A 16,958-nucleotide genomic window follows, 5' to 3' on the forward strand; every position below is an offset into this window, starting at 1 on the left:
GAAGGTGCGGACCCGCCTGCGCCACTCTGGCGCACGCCCGTGAACTCCGGGGCAAGGGAAGCCGAGCAGCACCCCTGGGCCGGGGCAACAGTGAACACCAACCAGAGATGCCGACCAGTCGGTATGGACATCTCACAGCCACCCCGGTACAGATGGAACATGCGAATCTCCGTCACGATCTTCCTCACCGACGAGACCATCACCCCCGTCCGGCTCGCCCGTGAGCTGGAGCAGCGCGGGTTCGCCGGGCTCTACCTGCCCGAACACACCCACATCCCGGTCGAGCGGACCACCCCCTACCCGGCCGGCGGCGAGCTGCCGCGCGAGTACGGCCGCACCCTCGACCCCTTCGTCGCGCTCGGCCAGGCGTCGGCCGTCACCGAGCGCCTCGGCCTCGGCACCGGCATCACGCTCGTCGCCCAGCACGACCCCATCGACCTCGCCAAGCAGATCGCCACCCTGGACCACCTCTCCGGCGGCCGCTTCACGCTCGGCCTCGGCTACGGCTGGAACGTCGAGGAGGCCGCCGACCACGGCGTTCAGTGGCGCACCCGGCGGGACCTCGTACGGGACCGGATGGGCCTGATGCGGGCCCTGTGGGCGGACGAACCCACCGCGTACGACGGGGAGTCCGGGAGCGTACGGGCCAGCCACGCCCACCCCAAGCCCCTGCAGAAGCCGCGCGGCCCGGTGACCGGCCCCCGGACCCTGATCGGCGGGGCCGCCGGGCCCAAGCTGTTCGCACACATCGCGGAGTACGCGGACGGCTGGCTGCCGATCGGCGGACGCGGGCTGGCGGAGTCGCTGCCCGTGTTGCGCTCGGTCTGGGCGGACGCCGGACGCGACCCGGCCGCCCTCCAGGTGGTGCCGTACGCCGTCCTGCCCACCCCCGGCAAACTCGCCCACTACGCCGAACTCGGCATCGAGGAAACCGTGGTCCAGCTGCCGTCGGGCGACGAGGCCGAAGTGCTGCGGGTGCTCGACGCCTACGCCGCTCCGGCCTGATCCGGCACGCCTCCCTGACCTGATCAGCCCGAACGTATGCTCTGACAATGACGACTTCCGCGACCTCCGGAACCGGCCCGACCGAGAACTCCATGCGTCGCGCCCTCAAACGTGCCCGGGACGGCGTCGCCCTCGACGTCGCCGAAGCGGCCGTACTCCTCCAGGCGCGCGGCGAGGCCCTGACCGACCTCGCCGCGTCCGCCGCCCGGGTGCGGGACGCGGGCCTGGAGGCTGCGGGCAGGCCCGGCGTCATCACGTACTCGAAGAGCGTCTTCATCCCGCTGACCCGGCTGTGCCGGGACAAGTGCCACTACTGCACCTTCGTCACCGTGCCCGGCAAGCTGCGCCGCGCCGGGCACGGCATGTTCATGTCCCCGGACGAGGTGCTCGACGTCGCCCGCAAGGGTGCCGCGCTCGGCTGCAAGGAAGCCCTCATCACCCTCGGCGACAAGCCCGAGGACCGCTGGCCGGAGGCGCGCGAGTGGCTCGACGCGCACGGCTACGACGACACCATCGCCTACGTCCGCGCGATCTCCGTCCGGATCCTGGAGGAGACGGGCCTGCTGCCCCACCTCAACCCGGGCGTCATGACCTGGACCGACTTCCAGCGGCTCAAGCCGGTGGCCCCCTCCATGGGCATGATGCTGGAGACCACCGCCACCCGGCTGTGGTCCGAGCCCGGCGGCCCGCACCACGGCTCCCCGGACAAGGAGCCCGCCGTACGGCTGCGCGTCCTGGAGGACGCGGGCCGCTCCTCCGTCCCCTTCACGTCCGGGATCCTCATCGGCATCGGAGAGAACTACGAGGAGCGCGCCGAGTCCCTGTTCGCGCTGCGCCGCGTCTCCCGGTCGTACCACGGCATCCAGGAACTGATCATTCAGAACTTCCGGTCCAAGCCGGACACCGCGATGCGCGGCATGCCCGACGCGGAACTGGACGAACTGGTCGCCACGGTGGCGGTGGCCCGGCACATCATGGGGCCCTCGGCATGTCTGCAGGCCCCGCCCAACCTCGTCGACAGCGAGTACGAGCGGCTGATCGGCGCCGGAATCGACGACTGGGGAGGCGTCTCCCCGCTCACCATCGACCACGTCAACCCTGAGCGCCCCTGGCCGCAGATCGAGGAACTGGCCGAGCGGTCCCGGGCGGCAGGCTTCGAGATGCGCGAACGGCTGTGCGTGTACCCGGAGTTCGTGCAGCGCGGCGAACCCTGGCTGGACCCCCGGCTGCTGCCGCACGTGCGGGCGCTGGCGGACCCGGAGACGGGCCTGGCCCTCCCGGACGCGGTGGTCGAGGGACACCCCTGGCAGGAGCCCGAGGAGGCCTTCACCGCCACCGGCCGTACCGATCTGCACCGCACCATCGACAGCGAGGGCCGCACCGCCGACCGGCGCGACGACTTCGACGAGGTGTACGGCGACTGGGGCGCCCTGCGTGAGGCGGCCGCCCCGGGGATGGCGCCGGAGCGCATCGACACCGACGTACGGCAGGCCCTCGCGACGGCGGCCGACGACCCCACCCGGCTGACGGACGCCGAGGCGCTCGCCCTCTTCCACGCGGACGGCCCGGCGCTGGACGCGCTCACCCGGATCGCGGACGACGTGCGCCGGGCGGCCGTCGGGGACGACGTCACCTACATCGTCACCCGGAACATCAACTTCACCAACGTCTGCTACACCGGCTGCCGCTTCTGCGCCTTCGCCCAGCGCCGCACGGACGCCGACGCCTACACCCTCTCCCTGGACCAGGTGGCCGACCGCGCCCAGCAGGCGTGGGACGTTGGCGCGGTCGAGGTGTGCATGCAGGGCGGTATCCACCCCGACCTGCCGGGCACGGCGTACTTCGACATCGCGCGCGCGGTCAAGGAGCGCGTCCCGGGCATGCATGTGCACGCCTTCTCACCGATGGAGGTGGTCAACGGCGCGACCAGGACGGGCCTGTCGATCCGGGAGTGGCTGACGGCCGCCAAGGAGGCCGGGCTCGACTCGATCCCCGGCACGGCGGCGGAGATCCTCGACGACGAGGTCCGCTGGGTGCTCACCAAGGGCAAGCTGCCGACGGCCACCTGGATCGAGGTGATCACGACGGCCCACGAGCTGGGCATCCGCTCGTCGTCCACGATGATGTACGGCCATGTGGACCAGCCCCGCCACTGGCTCGGGCATCTGCGCACCCTGGCCCGTATCCAGGGGGAGACGGGTGGGTTCACGGAGTTCGTGACGCTGCCGTTCATCCACACCAACGCCCCCGTCTACCTGGCGGGCATCGCCCGCCCCGGTCCCTCCGTGCGGGACAACCGCGCGGTGACGGCGATGGCGCGCCTCCTCCTGCACCCGCACATCCCCAACATCCAGACAAGCTGGGTCAAACTGGGTGCCGAGGGCGCGGCGGAGATGCTGCGCTCAGGCGCCAACGACCTGGGCGGCACGCTCATGGAGGAGACGATCTCCCGGATGGCCGGCTCGTCCTACGGCTCGTACAAGTCGGTCAAGGAGCTGATCGCGGTGGCGGAGGCGGCCGGCCGTCCGGCGAGGCCGCGCACCACGCTGTACGGCGAGGTGCCGGAGGAGCGGCGGCGGGCGGCGCGGGCGTCCGACGGGCACCTGCCGGAGCTGCTGCCGGTACTCGACTGAGCCATGACCCGGAGGCGCTCACAGTACGATGATCCGACCCCCCTTGTGGCGGGGTCCCGGCGCTGACCGGAGCTGACCGGAGCTGAGGAGATCGTCCCGTGCCTGCCCTACTGCCCTCCTGGGCCTGGGTCACCGGCCTGACGGTGGGAGCGACCGCCGCCGTCGTCGTCCTCGCCATGCAGGCGGACAGGGGGCCGCACCCGACGGCAGCGTCCGTACGGCCGGGCTCGTCGGCGTCGGCGGGAGCGCACCACCCCGGCTCGGCCAAGCCGAAGCCCAAGGCGTCCGCCCCCGCGCTGCCGGCCAACTCGGGCACCGGACGCCGGATCGTCTACTCACTGGGCCAGAAGCGGGTCTGGCTGGCCGACGCGAGCGGCGGGACGGTCCGCTCCTTCACCGTGTGGCCGGGATCGGTCGGCCCCGACCCCGGCAACTACGTGATCTCCCGGACCCGGGCGGCCGCCACCGGCTCCGACGGCGTGCAGATCGAGCACATCCTCTACTTCGCCGGGAAGTCGGGCCTGTCCATCGCCTTCTCCAACGCGGTCGACGGCACGTCCCCGCCGCCCGCCAAGGCCGGCCGGAAGACCGGCGGCATCCGGATGCACAAGGAGGACGGCGCGGCCCTGTGGACCTTCGGCACCGAGCCGAACACCAAGGTGCGGGTCGTCGACTAGGGCTGCTGCTGACGGCTAGGTGCTGCTGACGGCGGCGCTGCTCCCGACGGCGGCGAGGGCCGTCACCGCGCTTCGGGTCCAGGGGTGCTGGGCCCGCGCGCGTGCCGTCCGGTCGTCGTCGGCGCAGTGGCCGAACGCCCCGGTGGTGCCCTGCTGGGCGAGGAGGAAGGCGAGGGCGTCCCGTGTGATGCGGTGCCGTCCCCAGCCCTCCTGGACGAGGCCGCGCACCAGGGCGGCGACCCTGCCCAGGTGGTAGGACTCCCTGGCCTCGCACAGCGCGAGAGCGGTCCGCGCGGGGTACGCGCGCCGCTCGCCCGGCGTGGACGGCCGGGGTGCGGCCGCGGCTGCCACCGTCGACGGCGGGAGGAAGCCGAGCTCGACCAGTTTGCGCACCCCGTCCGCGACATCGTCGGGGACGGTGTCGAGCGAGCCGACGACGTCGGCCGTGGCCTTGAGGAAGTCGGTCAGGGACGGGCAGTCGGCTCCGGCCGCACGCAGGGCCAGGGCGAACTCCCCGGCGACCTCCATGCCCTGCTCCTGCCAGAAGCCGGGGGGCGCGGCGGCGAGGAGCGCCGCATGGTGTTCGAGGGCCGGTACGGCGAGGTGGTGCTCCTGGATCGCGGCGGCCCCGAGTGCGGCCGCCGTGACCCCGGCCAGCCCCGCGCCCGGTCCCTGCGCCAAGTCACCCCGCTCCAGCCCCTGTTCGCTCTGCTCGCTCTGTCCGTCCCGTGTGCTCTGTTCGCACAGCCACACCACGGCGCGCCGCAGGGGCGCCCCGAGGGCGACCTCGGTGACCGCCGCCGGATCCCGGCGTGGTGCCCTGTGCCGCAGCGGGCTCCGCCGCAGCAGACCGGCGAGGGCGGTGACGATGGTGGTGTGGTAGCCCTCCGCCCAGTGCCGGAACCCCTCGTCCCCGTGGTCGAGGCCGGGGTGGACGACGCCCACGGGCCCGTTGACCCGTCCGTTGTCCTCCTGGACGGACTCCAGGAAGTCCCAGGCCCGGTCGGCCGCTTGGGAGTCGTCGACGCCGAGGCAGTACAGACAGCACAGCAGCTCTCCGACGAGGTCGGCGTTCGCGCGGCCCTCGGCCAGCACGAGGAGCGCCTCCAGGAGCTCGACGGCAGCGCCGGTGCCGTGGCCGTCGGGCCACACGGGCTCTCGCAGGCCGAAGTCGGTGACGTAGAACAGGGTGTGGGTGATGGCGTAGACGTCGGCGTCGGCCAGTTTGAGGACGTTCGGGTTCCGGCACAGCAGGGTGAACGGCAGGACCGTGTCCATCGCCGGGAGGTCGTGTTCGACGCCGCAGAGGTACAGGGTGTGCAGAAGATCCAGTTGCCGGTACGGCACGCGCTCGAACGCCGCCGCGTAACCGCCGTCCACGGCCTGCTGGATGACGTGCCTGAACTCCGGGTCGTCACGGCCGCAGAGCCGCAGCGCGGCGTACGTTCCCGCGTACAGCAGGAGGGCCTGCTCGTCGCGCGCGATCATCTCGCGGTACGACGGCTCACCGGCGACGTCCGCGACCTGCTGGAGGATGTCCGCGTAGTCACCGTCGAGGGGCGTGTCGTCGAGCCGGGCGCGCAGCCCCACGAGAAAGGCCGTCTCGATAAGGGCCTTGCGGACGAAGAGGACGCTGTCGGGCCGGGCTTCGCGTGGGTCGAGCATGGCCCGGCGCGCAGTGAGCCAGGCAACCGCCCGGTCTTCCACCGCGCGCCTTCGAGATGACCGGACGCCGGGTTTCCCTGTTTCCATCGCCGAGCCTCCCGGCTGTCACCTTGAGGTGGATTTCAGTGGGTCGGTTCAGCGGGTCAGTTGCCCGCGGGTGATTCGATCTCGGCCGCTACCTCGTTGGCGACGACCAGGACGTACCGCTCCCAGGCGAGCACATAGCCGGCGACGTCGTCCAGCTGGCTGACCTGGCCTACCACGCGCTCCAGCGGGGCGCTGAGGTCGATCAGACCGCTGGTTCTGAGGAAGTCGAGCGCTTTGCGCGCGTCGACCGACGGCGGACAGGACATGGCGAACCTCCAGTTCGATTGTCCAGCATTTCTCCTTTAGTATCTTCCCATTCACCATGCCTGCGAAATATGCAGGAGGTAACTCATACAGTCACACTTGGCAGTTGAAATTTCCAGTGCGGCGATTATTTCGATTCTTTCGATTGATTCGGCTCACTTGACTTCTTCGGTTTCCCCGGTTTCTCCGCTCTCTTCGGCCGACCGCTCGGACAACTGCACGACGACCAGGGCGATTCCGGTCAGTACGAGCACACGGGTCGCGGCGTCCAGCCCGTTCCAGGTCTTCGACTGCCACATGGCGAACCACTCGCCGCCGATGGCCATGAACCCGGCCCCGAACAGCAGCACGAGCATCAGCAGCCCGTAGGTGGACAGCCGCCGGGCGAGCCCGTGATCCCGCCGCACCCAGAACCACGTCCCCGCCGTCAGCACGAGTGCCGCCACCGTCTCCCACACGATGATGGCGAGGTAAGCGGCGTTCTGCAGACCCTTGTTGGATATCGCCCGCCACATCAGGTCGTCGTCCTTGAACGTGGTGTCCATGGCGAGAACGTGCTGTACGAACTGCTGGTTCGTACCGAAGTCGGTGATGTTCCCCAGGGCGACGAGGCCGATGTACAGCGCGACGGCGGCGGTGAGCAGCGTGGCGGCGAGGTTGAGGGGGCGGGGGCCGGGGCGTGAGGTGGGAGTGACCATGACGGTGATCATTCCCTGGGCCGGGAGGTGCACCGCTCGGTTCCGGCCAGAATGCGCGGCGGCGGCGTCGATTACAGTGCTCAGCGGTCGTACGGGTCGTACGTACGAACGATGCCGTGAGGAGGGCTGGGTGGGTGCGACGTCCGGTGCCGTCTGGGGGCGCGCCGAGCAGCAGGACTTCCGTGGCAGGGTGCGCGGCACCCTGCTCGGCGCCGCCGTCGGGGACGCGCTGGGCGCGCCGGTCGACGGGCTCACCACCGAGGAGATCCGGGCGGCCTACGGCGCCGAGGGCCTCGTCGGCCCGGCCTTCGGGTACGGGCGGCGGGGTGCCGTCACCCACCACACCCAGCTCACCCTGTTCACGGTGGACGGGCTGATCCGCGCACAGGTCCGCCGCGACACCGGCGCCTGGCACCCGCCGACCGATCTGCACCGGGCGTATCTGCGCTGGGCCGTAACCCAGCGGGACTGGGGCCCCGACGAGCGCCGCGCCGAGGACGGCTGGCTGGCCCGCCAGGAGTGGCTGTACGCCCGTCGCGACCCCTCACGCCCGCTGCTGACCGGCTTCGGGGACGAAAGGATGGGCACGCTGGAGACGCCCAAGAACCCCGCCGAGACGGGTCCGGAGGCCGTCGCCCGCTCGGCGCCCTTCGGGCTGCTGGTCGGCTGGGAGCCCCAGCTGGTGATGCAGCTGGCGGTGGAGTGCGCGGCGCAGAGCCACGGTCACTCCACGGCGTATCTGTCGGCGGGCGCGTTCGCCGTGATCGTGCACGCGCTGGCCCAGGGCGAAAGCCTCGACGGTGCCGTGCAGCGCTCGCTGGCCCTGCTCGCCGTCCGCCCCGGCCACCAGCCCGTCTCCGACGCCCTCCAGCACGCGCTCGGCGCGGTACGGCAGGGGATGCCCGGCCCGGCACGGGTGGAGGAACTCACGGGCGACGGCGCCGCCGACGGACTGCTCGCGGCCGCCGTCTACTGCGCCCTGGTGGGGGAGGAGGTACGGCACGGCCTGTGCCTCGCGGTCAACCAGTCCGGCCCGTCCGGCGCCGCGGGCGCCCTCACCGGCGCGCTGCTGGGTGCCCTGCACGGCGAGACGGCCCTCCCCCCGGCCTGGCTCACCGAGCTGGAGGGCCGTGCGACGATCCTGGAACTCGCCGACGACTTCGCGATGGAGATGACCCAGGGGCCCGCGCTGCACGGCCCGGCGGGCTCGTCGCCGGGGTGGCTGGCGCGCTACCCGCGGGTCTGAGGGGTCCTCGGGCCACGGCCGCCCAGGCGGCTCAGCGCATCAGTTCCCCCGCGTTCACCAGCAGCGACTGCCCGGTGATCGCCCGTGCCCGGTCCGAGGCGAGGAACACCGCCGCGTCCGCCACGTCACCGTCCGTCGCCAGCTCGGGCAGCGCCATGCGGTCCGTCAGGCGCTTCAGCACCGCGTCCTCCGGCACCGCCTCCGTCTGTGCCGTGAACCGCACGTACGCCTGCACCGGCGGCCCCCACATCCAGCCCGGCAGCACCGTGTTGACCCGGATCCGGTACGGCCCGAGCTCCCGCGCCAGCGAGTACATCGCGCTGGTCAGCGCCCCCTTGGAGGCGGCGTACGCGGCCTGCCTCACCTGCGAGGGCGCGGCCACCGCGGACTGGGTGCCGATGAACACCACAGAGCCGCCGCCCCGTTCCTTGAGCGCCGGCAGGCAGGCGCGGGTCATCCGCAGCGACCCCAGCAGGTTCACGTCGAGCACCGACTGCCAGGTGGCGAAGTCCGCGTCCTCGATCCCGCCGAAGTAGGAGTCCCAGGCGGCCACATGGACCACGGCGTCGACCCCGCCGAAGCGCTCCCGCGCCAGGGCCGCCAGCGCCTCGCACTGGCCCTCGTCCCGGATGTCGGCCGTCCGGTACGCCGTACGCGCCCCGCCCGGGTCGATCTCGGCGGCGCTCTTGGCGAGGTTCGCCTCGGTGCGCGCGCCGAGCACCGCGTTGCCCCCGTCCCGTACGACTGCCGCCGCGACCTGGTGCCCGAGTCCCGCCCCGACCCCCGAGATCACGACGGTCCTGCCCGCGAGCAGCGACATGGCCAACCTCCCGCACCCTGGCTTTTTCTGACAGGGCGTCAGAGTATGGGCCGCCGCAGGAAAGGGGAACCGCATGAGCGACGACACCCGCAGCGACACCTACGCCGAACTGGCCGCCGTGGGCCCGTACACGGTCCCGTTCGGGCACGCCCTGATCACCATGGTCGAGCCGCATCCCGGCCACGAGCACGCCTACAACCGCTGGTACGAGGACGACCACTACTACGCCGGCGCGATGGCCATGCCCTGGATGTACGCCGGACGCCGCTGGGTGGCCACCCGGGACCTCCAGCGGCTGCGCTACCCGGAGAAGTCGGCGATCGCCCAGCCCGTCACCGCGGGCTGCTACATCTCCACGTACTGGATCACCGACGGCCGCTACGACGACCACATGAAGTGGACCGTCGCCATCAACAAACGTCTCAACCGCGACGCCCGCGTCTACCAGGACCGCACCCACGTGTTCACGGCTTTCCAGGACCGCGAGACCACGGTCTACCGGGACGGCGCGGCAGGCCCCCGCGACTTCCACGCCCTCGACCACCCCTACGCGGGCCTCGTGGTCGAGGTCATCGACGCCGAGTCGCCCGAGCAGCGCGCGGACCTCCTGGACTGGCTCCGCACCCGGCACCTGCCCCGGCGGCTGGTGGACTCCCCGGCGGCCATGGTGACCGTCCTGCGCCCCACCCCGCTGCCCGGCGACCGCATGACCTATGTGAAACAGGTCGAGGGCGTGGACACCCGGCTGACCCTGCTCTGGTTCCTGGAGACCGACCCGCGCACCTGCTGGCAGCGGCACTTCACCGGCCTCGACGAACAGGTGGCCGAGTCCGGGCTCGGCCGGGTGGAGCTGGTGGCCCCGTTCGTCCCGACGGTGCCCGGCACGGACCGCTACGTCGCCGAGCTGCGCTAGGGCCCAGACGGGCCCCAGGTCAGCGCCAGGCTGGCCCAGGTCACTTCTTGAGCAGTTGGTCGGGACATGGTGTGCCCCGCGGCAGCTGGTAGGGCGCCGCCAGCCGGTACGTCCCCGCCTTCGGCGCGAGCAGTACGGTCCACTTGTCGCCCCGCGAGTCCTCCGGGCTCTCCCCCAGACAGCCGTTGACGTTGTCGTACGTCTTCGGGGAGCCCTCGGCGCGGTGCCGGGAGGCCTTGGCCTCCCGGGGCGGCTCAAGGCTCTCGCCCTTGGCGTCGACCACGCTCAGCCACGGTGAGTACGGGATGCGGATGAGGATGCGCCCGGCCTCGCGGACCTCGATCGTCACCTTGTCCTGATCGACCTGGTCGACCACCGCGTGGGGCTCGGCCAGCGGCGTCGGGTCGGTCACCTGGAACAGCTGCCAGTTGGCGTCGCCCCAGATCTGCCTCAGATACGGCATGCCGCGCAGCAGCAGGGTCCGCTCGCGCTTGCCGCCGAGCCCGTCCGGCTCGTCCTTGGGCAGCACGACGAAGTGCACGGCCCAGCGCTGGAGCCACTCGTGGTAGTTCGCCGAATTGAGGGTGTCGTCGTAGAAGAGCTGGTTGCGCTCCATGTCGGCCTGGCGGTTCCAGCCGCGGGCCAGGTTCACGTACGGCGAGAGCGCGGACGCCTCGCGGTGCGAGCGGGCCGGTACCACCTCGACGCGGCCCTTCGCGGCGCCGACCTCCTGCAACTGGTTGACGAGCGGGGCCAGCTCACGCGCCCAGGACGCCTCCGGGGTCGCGTGGATGATGTCGTCGACGGACTTGAATCCGACCCAGCCGACAAACCCGGCCAGCGCCAGGACGAGCGTGTACCACTTGCGCGTGCGCGGCTGGGTGAACGGCAGCGCGGCGACCAGCGTCACCCCCGCGAACAGCATCGGCAGCCGCGATATGTTCGACCCGATCTGCGAGCTGACCAGCCAGACCAGCACCACGCCGACGCTGTAGACACCGGCGGTCAGACGGACCGTCGTCCACTCCTTCGGCACCAGGAACAGGCAGAGCAGCCCGTACAGCAGCGGAAGGATCACGGACCCGATCCCCATCGGCTGGGTGCCGGAGAAGGGGAACAGCCAGGCCGACACGGCCACCACCGCCGTGGGCGCGAGCCCCAGCGCCCAGGCGCCCGGACGGCGCTTCTGCAGGAACAGCGCCGCCGCGATCAGCCCCACGAAGAGGCCCGCCACCGGGGACCCCATGGTGGCGAGCGCGGCGAGCGGCGCGGCCACCAGCGCCTTCGCCCACCGTTTGTGCCGCCAGCGGTACGGCCAGCAGAACACGGCGGCGACCGCGCCCAGCGCGAACACCGTGCCCAGCGCGAAGGTCACCCGGCCCGAGATCGCGTTGCAGAGCAGCGCGAGCACCCCGGCCAGCGCCGCCCACAGCGGGTTCCGCACGGCCCGGCTGCGGATCAGGACCATCGTCAGCAGGCCCGCCGACAGGGTCCCCGCGATCATCAGCGTCGTACGGACACCGAGCACCGCCATCAGATACGGCGACACCACGCTGTACGACACCGGGTGCATACCGCCGTACCAGGCGAGGTTGTACGCCGAGTCCGGGTGGCGGCCGACGAACTCGGCCCAGGCGTCCTGCGCCGCGAGGTCGCCGCCGCTGCTCGCGAACGTGAAGAACCAGATGACGTGCAGCACACCGGCGAGCGCGGTCATGGACAGCGCGGGGTGCCGCAGCATGCGCTGCCTGAGCGGTTCGGCCGCGGCGAGAAGCCGGGCGCCGGGGCGACGCCCCGCGTCGGCGGTGCCGGTGGTCCCGGTGGTCCCGGCGGTGCCGGTGGTCTCAGCCGAGCCGGTTTTGGGCAGGGGTATTCGCGGCCCGGCGCCCGAGCCCGGATCGGCGTCGTCGGCGTGTGTCGGCTCCGCTGTGGCCACCTGAAGGCACTCCCCGTGTCCCGTCTTCTGTTCCCGGCCGTGTTCCTCGGCGGCCTGCCCCGATTCGTGACGCTAGCACGCACCCCGCCGAGGGACCCCTGGGCGGGACCCCTCGGCGGGGTGCGTGACGACGTCCGTACTGCCGGTGTACCGGTCAGCCGACGCGGGTGAGCTTGCCGCCGAAGCTGGGCTCGGCGAGGTCCTTCTGGAGGGCCACCGGGACCTGCACGGCGCCGCTCCTGCCGTCACCGACGGTGAGCGTACCGACCTTGGTCCCGGCCTTCGCCGTGTGCGGCACCTTCCCGGCGGCGAACGACAGCTTCACCTGGAGCCCCGCCCAGCCGGCGGCGACGACGTCCTCGGTGACGGCGACCGGGGTGTGGCCGCCGAGGCCGTCGTCCACGTACCCGACGACGTCGCCCTTCTTAAGGATCTTCGACGAGGTGAGCGCCTTCGTGGCGGCGAGCAGCGCGGGCTTGCTGACCATGTTGACGGTCTTGATGACGCCACCCTGGGGCTGGCGCTTGTGCTGACCGAGGATCGCGCCGACGACGGTGACCGTCTCGCCGCCGACCTTCTTGCGGGAGGCGAACAGCAGGTTGCCGCCGGCCTTGGTGGTGCTGCCGGTCTTGATCCCGATCGCGCCGATGAGATACGGCAGGTCGTTGACGTTGTTGTGGTACGTGCCCTTGGGGTCCGTCCAGCTGGACTTGTCGGTGATGTCCACCAGGGCGGGGTTCTTCACGACCTCGTAGCCGAGCCGCACCTGGTCGTGGGCCGTGGAGACGGTGGTCTCCTTCAGCCCCGAGGGGTCGGTGTACGTCGTACCGGTCATCCCGAGTTCCTTGGCGGCGGCGTTCATCTTCTCGACGAACGCCGCCTCGGAGCCCGCGTCCCAGCGGGCCAGGAGCCTCGCGATGTTGTTCGCGGACGGGATCATGATGGCCGACAGGGCCTGCTTGAGCGTGAGCTTGTCGCCCGCCTTGACGGTGTCGAGGGTGGACTCGTCGACGCCGGCCTTGTTGTAGCCGCCCTCCTTCTCGGCGAGCGGGTCGATGGTGATCGACGGCCCTTCCTCGCCCACCTTGAGCGGGTGGTCCTTCAGGACGACGTACGCGGTCATCGTCTTGGCCACCGAGCCGATGGGCACGGACGTCTGCTTGCCGAAGTTGCCCATCGTGCCGACGCCGACGCCCTCCATCCAGCCCTGGCCCTCGTCGGGCCACGGCAGGTCGACCTTGCCGCCCTCGAACTGGTACGTCTCGTCGGCGGTCAGCGCGAGCGTGGGCGTCGGGACGGGGCGCAGGGCCTGTACGACCGCAAAGACGATCGCCAGCAGCAGGACCAGCGGGGTCCAGATCTTGACCCGGCGCACGATCGTGCGGACCGAGGTCTCCGGGGGCCGCGGCGTGTTCGTCAGCTCGGCGAGCAGGTCCAGCGGAGGCTTCGGCGGAAGCGGCTGCTGCGTGGTGCGCTCCGGGCCCACCTGCGGAACCTGAGTGGTCTCGTCCCTCAGCGGCACGAACTTGCCGGGGCGGGCCTTCAACGTGGTCGTCGGCTGGTCGACCTCGGGCTTGGGCCGGGGGGCACGGAAGACGGCGGTGGGCTGGTCGACGGGGGTGTCGTCGGCGGTGTCCGCTGCGGCGCCTTCGGCGGATTCGTTCCCATCCGCATCACCCGTGCGCGACTTGTCGCCGACCGCGGCCGACCCCTGCGGGGCGTCCTCGGCACCTGTGGCCTCACCGCCGGAACCTATGCTCGCACCGCGACCGTTCGCCTCCGGCTCGTCGGCCTCCGGCTCGGCGTCGCCGGCCGCCGCGTCGTCGACCTCCGCCTCAGCCTCGGCCGTGCCCTTGCCCTCGGCTCCGCTCCCGGTACGGGCCCCGGTCTCGGCCTCGGCCGTGACTCCGTCCTCGGCCGTGACTCCGTCCTCGGCCGTGACTCCGTCCTCGGCCCCGCTCCCGGCTCGAGCCTCGGCGCCGGTCCGGGCCTCAGCCCTGTCCCCGGCCCCGGTCTTGATCCCGTCCTCGGCTCCGCTCCCGGTGCGGGCCTCGGCGCCGGTCCGGGCCTCAGCCCTGTCGTCGGTCCCGGCCTTGACCCCGGCCTCGGCCTCGGACCCGGCACTGTCGGTCCCGGTCTCCGTGTCGTCGTCGGCCTCGACTTCGGTGTCGGCGGCCTCAGTCCCGTCCGGCTTCGCGGCAGTTCGCTCCTGCGAGTCGGTGGTCTCGGCGCTGTCGTCGTCCGATCCGGCATCGGTGGGGCCTTCGCCCTCGGCGTCGGCCGTCGGCTCCGCCGGGGCGTCCTCCGTGTCCGCCGTGCGGACCCACGCCGCCACGGCCTCGCGCAGCCGGGAGTCCGGTTCCGGGGCTCCGGTGTCGGTCGCCTCGTCCCGTAGCGACAGGACACGGGTCGCCGTGTCCGCGGCTTCGCGGGACACGGTCAGACGCGGGTCACGTGATTCGGGAACCGGGCCCGCGCTCCCCGACGTCGGTTCTGTCGACGACTCACGCTGCTTCGCCTCGTCGGGGGACTCGCCCGCCACCGATACCTCCTCCATGTGCCGCACGTCGCCGTGCGTGCGCCGTACAACCCGCTGTCCGAACCATGTACCAGTGTCCTGTGTGCGAGTCTGACCGCTGTGGTAGACGAGAACGACATACCTACTGGTTCCCTCACGAACCGGTCACGCGCTCTCGACAGACCAATGTGAGAGGGGTCACCCTGTCATTCATCCACGCGGGGAGGCATGGATGGGCAGGAGCCGCAGAACAATTCCGGAGGAGCTTCTGCTGCTGGCATTGGACCCGACCACGGGTACCACTGCGCAGCCGCAGTCGCTCGACCTCGGTCTGGCCGGAGCACAGCTAGTGGAGCTGGCGCTGGCCGGACGGATAGCCCCAGACGGGGATCGTATCGCCGTGGTGGCACCACGGCCGACTGGAGATCCAACCCTGGACTGCGCGTTGGAGCTGCTGCGAAGGCGCGGCGCTCCGGTACGGGCCGTCCACTGGATCGGCGGGCCGCGTCTCGGGCTCCGCCAGACCTACCTCTCGCATCTGGAACGGTGCGGCATGGTCGCCGCCGTGCCGGGACAGATGTGCGGGGTGCTGCCGACGACTCGCTATCAGGCGACGGACACCGACATCAGCCGGGAGATACGTGCCCGGCTGGATTCCGCGATCCGCACCGGCGTACCGCCGGACCCGCGGACCGCGGCGCTCGCCGCCCTGGCGCACGCGGTCGGTCTCGGCAAGCACCTGTACCCGGGGAACGAGGGGCGCTCGTCCCGCTCCCGGTTGCGGGACCTGATCAGGCACGACCCGATGGGCGGACTCGTCGCGCACGCCGTGATGGACGTCCAGAGTGGTGCGGCGGCCCAGCCGCGCCGCAACCCGGCGCCCGCCGGCCGCCAGGCCGGACCGGGAGCCAGGGCCGCAGCGGAACCCGCCCGTGGCGTTCCGATGCAGCCGCGCCGTGACTCCATGGCACGTGTCGTGGCCCACTGAGTTGCCGTTCCGAGCGGGGCGGTGAGACCCGGACGACCCGGAGTCCCACCACCCCGCTCGGCCGCTTGTGTGCCGAACTGACCCGTACCCACTGCATATCCGCTGCATATCCACTGTTTCCCAGCGGTAGCGGGCGTGTTGGTGGCAGTCTGCTCAGCAGCAGATACACAAAGTGTCAGGCAAGGCAGGCAGCCGGAGGTGCACGTTCCGTGGCGTCCAATGTCAACCCTACCGTCAGGCGGCGCCGGCTGGGCCAGGAGCTGCGCAGGCTCCGTGAGCTCAAGGGCATGACGGCCGAGGAAGTGGCGGAACGACTGCTGGTGTCGCAGTCGAAGATCAGCAGGCTGGAGAACGGCCGGCGCAGCATCAGCCAGCGCGACGTCCGCGACCTGTGCGGGGTGTACGAGGTCGAGGACCAGCGGGTCGTCGACTCCCTGATGGAGATGGCGCGTGACTCCCGCCAGCAGGGCTGGTGGCACTCCTTCGGCGACATCCCGTACAGCGTGTACATCGGTCTGGAGACCGACGCCGAGTCCCTGCGGGTGTACGAACCGCAGCTCGTCACCGGTCTGTTGCAGACCCCGGCCTACGCGGAGGCCCTGGTGCGGGGCGCGTTGCCGGAGACCTCGGCGGCCGACATCGAGAAGCGGGTCCAGGTACGGATGCGCCGGCAGCAGCGCATCCACTCCGACAGCAACCCGCTGCGGCTGTGGGTGGTGCTGGACGAGGCCGCCCTGCGCCGCGTGGTGGGCAACGAGCAGATCATGCGGGAGCAGCTGGAACACCTCCTCGAGATGTCCCAGCTGCCCCATGTCACCGTGCAGGTGCTGCCGTTCGACGTCGGCGCGCACCCCGGGCTCAACGGGCAGTACGCCATCCTGGAGTTCGCGGACGCGGCAGACTCCAGCGTGGTGTACCTGGAGGGCGTCACCAGTGACCTGTACCTGGAGAAGGCGCCGGACGTCGGCAAGTACGCGGTGATGTACGAGCACCTCAGGGCGCAGTCGCTCAGTGTGGAGCTGTCCCGGCAGTACCTCGGGAACGCGGCCAAGGCATACGCCCGTTGACGATGATCCGCGTGAGGCGCGGGATCTTACACCGGTGCAACGCTCCAGCGTAAGGGCGTCTGGAATATGCCATCCGGTCGAGTGAACGCCAGCTCCGGGAGCGGAAGTTGCCGAGTAGCGTCGAACTCGCCAATCGATCGACAGGGTTGGCGTGAATCGCACTACAGCAACTCGTTACAGGAGTGAACATGGCACTGCTTCAGGGCGCCACGGACATGTGGACGAAGTCCTCCTACTCCGCCGGGAACGGCGCGTGTGTCGAGGTCAAGTCCCCGGCGACCGCGGACCTCGCCGTACGTGACTCCAAGGTCGCCGAGGGCCCCGTCCTGGCCTTCCCGGCCGACGCCTGGAACGCCTTCGTGGCGTCGGTCAAGGCCTAGGGCTCACTGAAAACAACCACACACGCACCACCCCAGAGCCCTCTCGACCAGCCCGCCGTCC

The 16,958-nt window shown here is 71.3% G+C and carries 14 protein-coding genes; 8 read left to right on the forward strand and 6 right to left on the reverse strand.

What is annotated here, in order from left to right:
- The first annotated feature begins 159 nt into the window (after window positions 1-159).
- From ACIPK3_RS15435 to ACIPK3_RS15445, 3 genes are all read left to right on the forward strand, one after another.
- Window positions 160-1,005: a TIGR03619 family F420-dependent LLM class oxidoreductase gene (locus tag ACIPK3_RS15435; RefSeq protein ID WP_402569858.1), complete on the forward strand. Its 846-nt coding sequence runs from the start codon at window positions 160-162 to the stop codon at window positions 1,003-1,005.
- A gap of 47 nt (window positions 1,006-1,052) precedes the next feature.
- Window positions 1,053-3,638, forward strand: coding sequence for a bifunctional FO biosynthesis protein CofGH (locus tag ACIPK3_RS15440; RefSeq protein WP_402569860.1), 2,586 nt, complete (start codon window positions 1,053-1,055; stop codon window positions 3,636-3,638).
- Between the two features lie 98 nt (window positions 3,639-3,736).
- Window positions 3,737-4,315: a hypothetical protein gene (locus ACIPK3_RS15445; protein ID WP_402569862.1), complete on the forward strand. Its 579-nt coding sequence runs from the start codon at window positions 3,737-3,739 to the stop codon at window positions 4,313-4,315.
- A 15-nt stretch (window positions 4,316-4,330) separates the two neighbouring features.
- Here the strand turns inward: ACIPK3_RS15445 and ACIPK3_RS15450 are convergent, their stop codons facing one another.
- From ACIPK3_RS15450 to ACIPK3_RS15460, 3 genes are all read right to left on the reverse strand, one after another.
- A complete protein-coding gene (locus ACIPK3_RS15450) occupies window positions 4,331-6,067 on the reverse strand; it encodes a DUF6895 family protein (RefSeq protein WP_402569863.1) in 1,737 nt (578 codons plus the stop codon).
- Window positions 6,068-6,123: 56 nt separating this feature from the next.
- Window positions 6,124-6,333, reverse strand: a complete 210-nt coding sequence (locus ACIPK3_RS15455) for a hypothetical protein (protein WP_402569865.1) — start codon at window positions 6,331-6,333, stop codon at window positions 6,124-6,126.
- Window positions 6,334-6,486: 153 nt separating this feature from the next.
- Window positions 6,487-7,029 (reverse strand): DUF2165 domain-containing protein, encoded by a 543-nt coding sequence (locus tag ACIPK3_RS15460; RefSeq protein WP_402569867.1) that lies wholly within the window; start codon window positions 7,027-7,029, stop codon window positions 6,487-6,489.
- 130 nt (window positions 7,030-7,159) lie between these two features.
- Here ACIPK3_RS15460 and ACIPK3_RS15465 point away from each other — a divergent pair, with 130 nt between their 5' ends.
- Window positions 7,160-8,275, forward strand: coding sequence for an ADP-ribosylglycohydrolase family protein (locus ACIPK3_RS15465; protein WP_402569869.1), 1,116 nt, complete (start codon window positions 7,160-7,162; stop codon window positions 8,273-8,275).
- Window positions 8,276-8,306: 31 nt separating this feature from the next.
- On the opposite strand, the gene ACIPK3_RS15470 is transcribed toward ACIPK3_RS15465, so the two are convergent.
- Window positions 8,307-9,095 carry an SDR family oxidoreductase gene (locus ACIPK3_RS15470; protein ID WP_402569871.1) on the reverse strand — a complete coding sequence of 263 codons (789 nt, stop codon included), beginning with the start codon at window positions 9,093-9,095 and terminating at the stop codon, window positions 8,307-8,309.
- 73 nt (window positions 9,096-9,168) lie between these two features.
- Between ACIPK3_RS15470 and ACIPK3_RS15475 the strand changes: the two genes are divergently transcribed.
- Window positions 9,169-10,008: a hypothetical protein gene (locus ACIPK3_RS15475; RefSeq protein ID WP_402569873.1), complete on the forward strand. Its 840-nt coding sequence runs from the start codon at window positions 9,169-9,171 to the stop codon at window positions 10,006-10,008.
- A gap of 40 nt (window positions 10,009-10,048) precedes the next feature.
- On the opposite strand, the gene ACIPK3_RS15480 is transcribed toward ACIPK3_RS15475, so the two are convergent.
- A complete protein-coding gene (locus ACIPK3_RS15480; RefSeq protein WP_402569875.1) occupies window positions 10,049-11,944 on the reverse strand; it encodes an MFS transporter in 1,896 nt (631 codons plus the stop codon).
- Between the two features lie 154 nt (window positions 11,945-12,098).
- Window positions 12,099-14,501, reverse strand: a complete 2,403-nt coding sequence (locus ACIPK3_RS15485) for a D-alanyl-D-alanine carboxypeptidase (protein WP_402569877.1) — start codon at window positions 14,499-14,501, stop codon at window positions 12,099-12,101.
- 193 nt (window positions 14,502-14,694) lie between these two features.
- On the opposite strand from ACIPK3_RS15485, the gene ACIPK3_RS15490 reads away from it, so the two are divergent.
- The 3 genes from ACIPK3_RS15490 to ACIPK3_RS15500 all read left to right on the forward strand — a co-directional run bounded on the left by ACIPK3_RS15490 (window position 14,695) and on the right by ACIPK3_RS15500 (window position 16,897).
- Entirely contained in the window at window positions 14,695-15,450 is a 756-nt protein-coding gene (locus ACIPK3_RS15490; protein ID WP_402569879.1) for a GPP34 family phosphoprotein, read from the forward strand.
- A 209-nt stretch (window positions 15,451-15,659) separates the two neighbouring features.
- The gene (locus ACIPK3_RS15495) at window positions 15,660-16,517 is read left to right on the forward strand and encodes a helix-turn-helix domain-containing protein (protein WP_402569881.1); all 858 of its coding nucleotides are present in this window, start codon (window positions 15,660-15,662) and stop codon (window positions 16,515-16,517) included.
- A 188-nt stretch (window positions 16,518-16,705) separates the two neighbouring features.
- Window positions 16,706-16,897, forward strand: a complete 192-nt coding sequence (locus ACIPK3_RS15500; protein WP_402569883.1) for a DUF397 domain-containing protein — start codon at window positions 16,706-16,708, stop codon at window positions 16,895-16,897.
- Window positions 16,898-16,958: the final 61 nt, after the last annotated feature.

Source organism: Streptomyces sp. NPDC086787 (assembly GCF_044745865.1).
Taxonomy (GTDB): domain Bacteria; phylum Actinomycetota; class Actinomycetes; order Streptomycetales; family Streptomycetaceae; genus Streptomyces.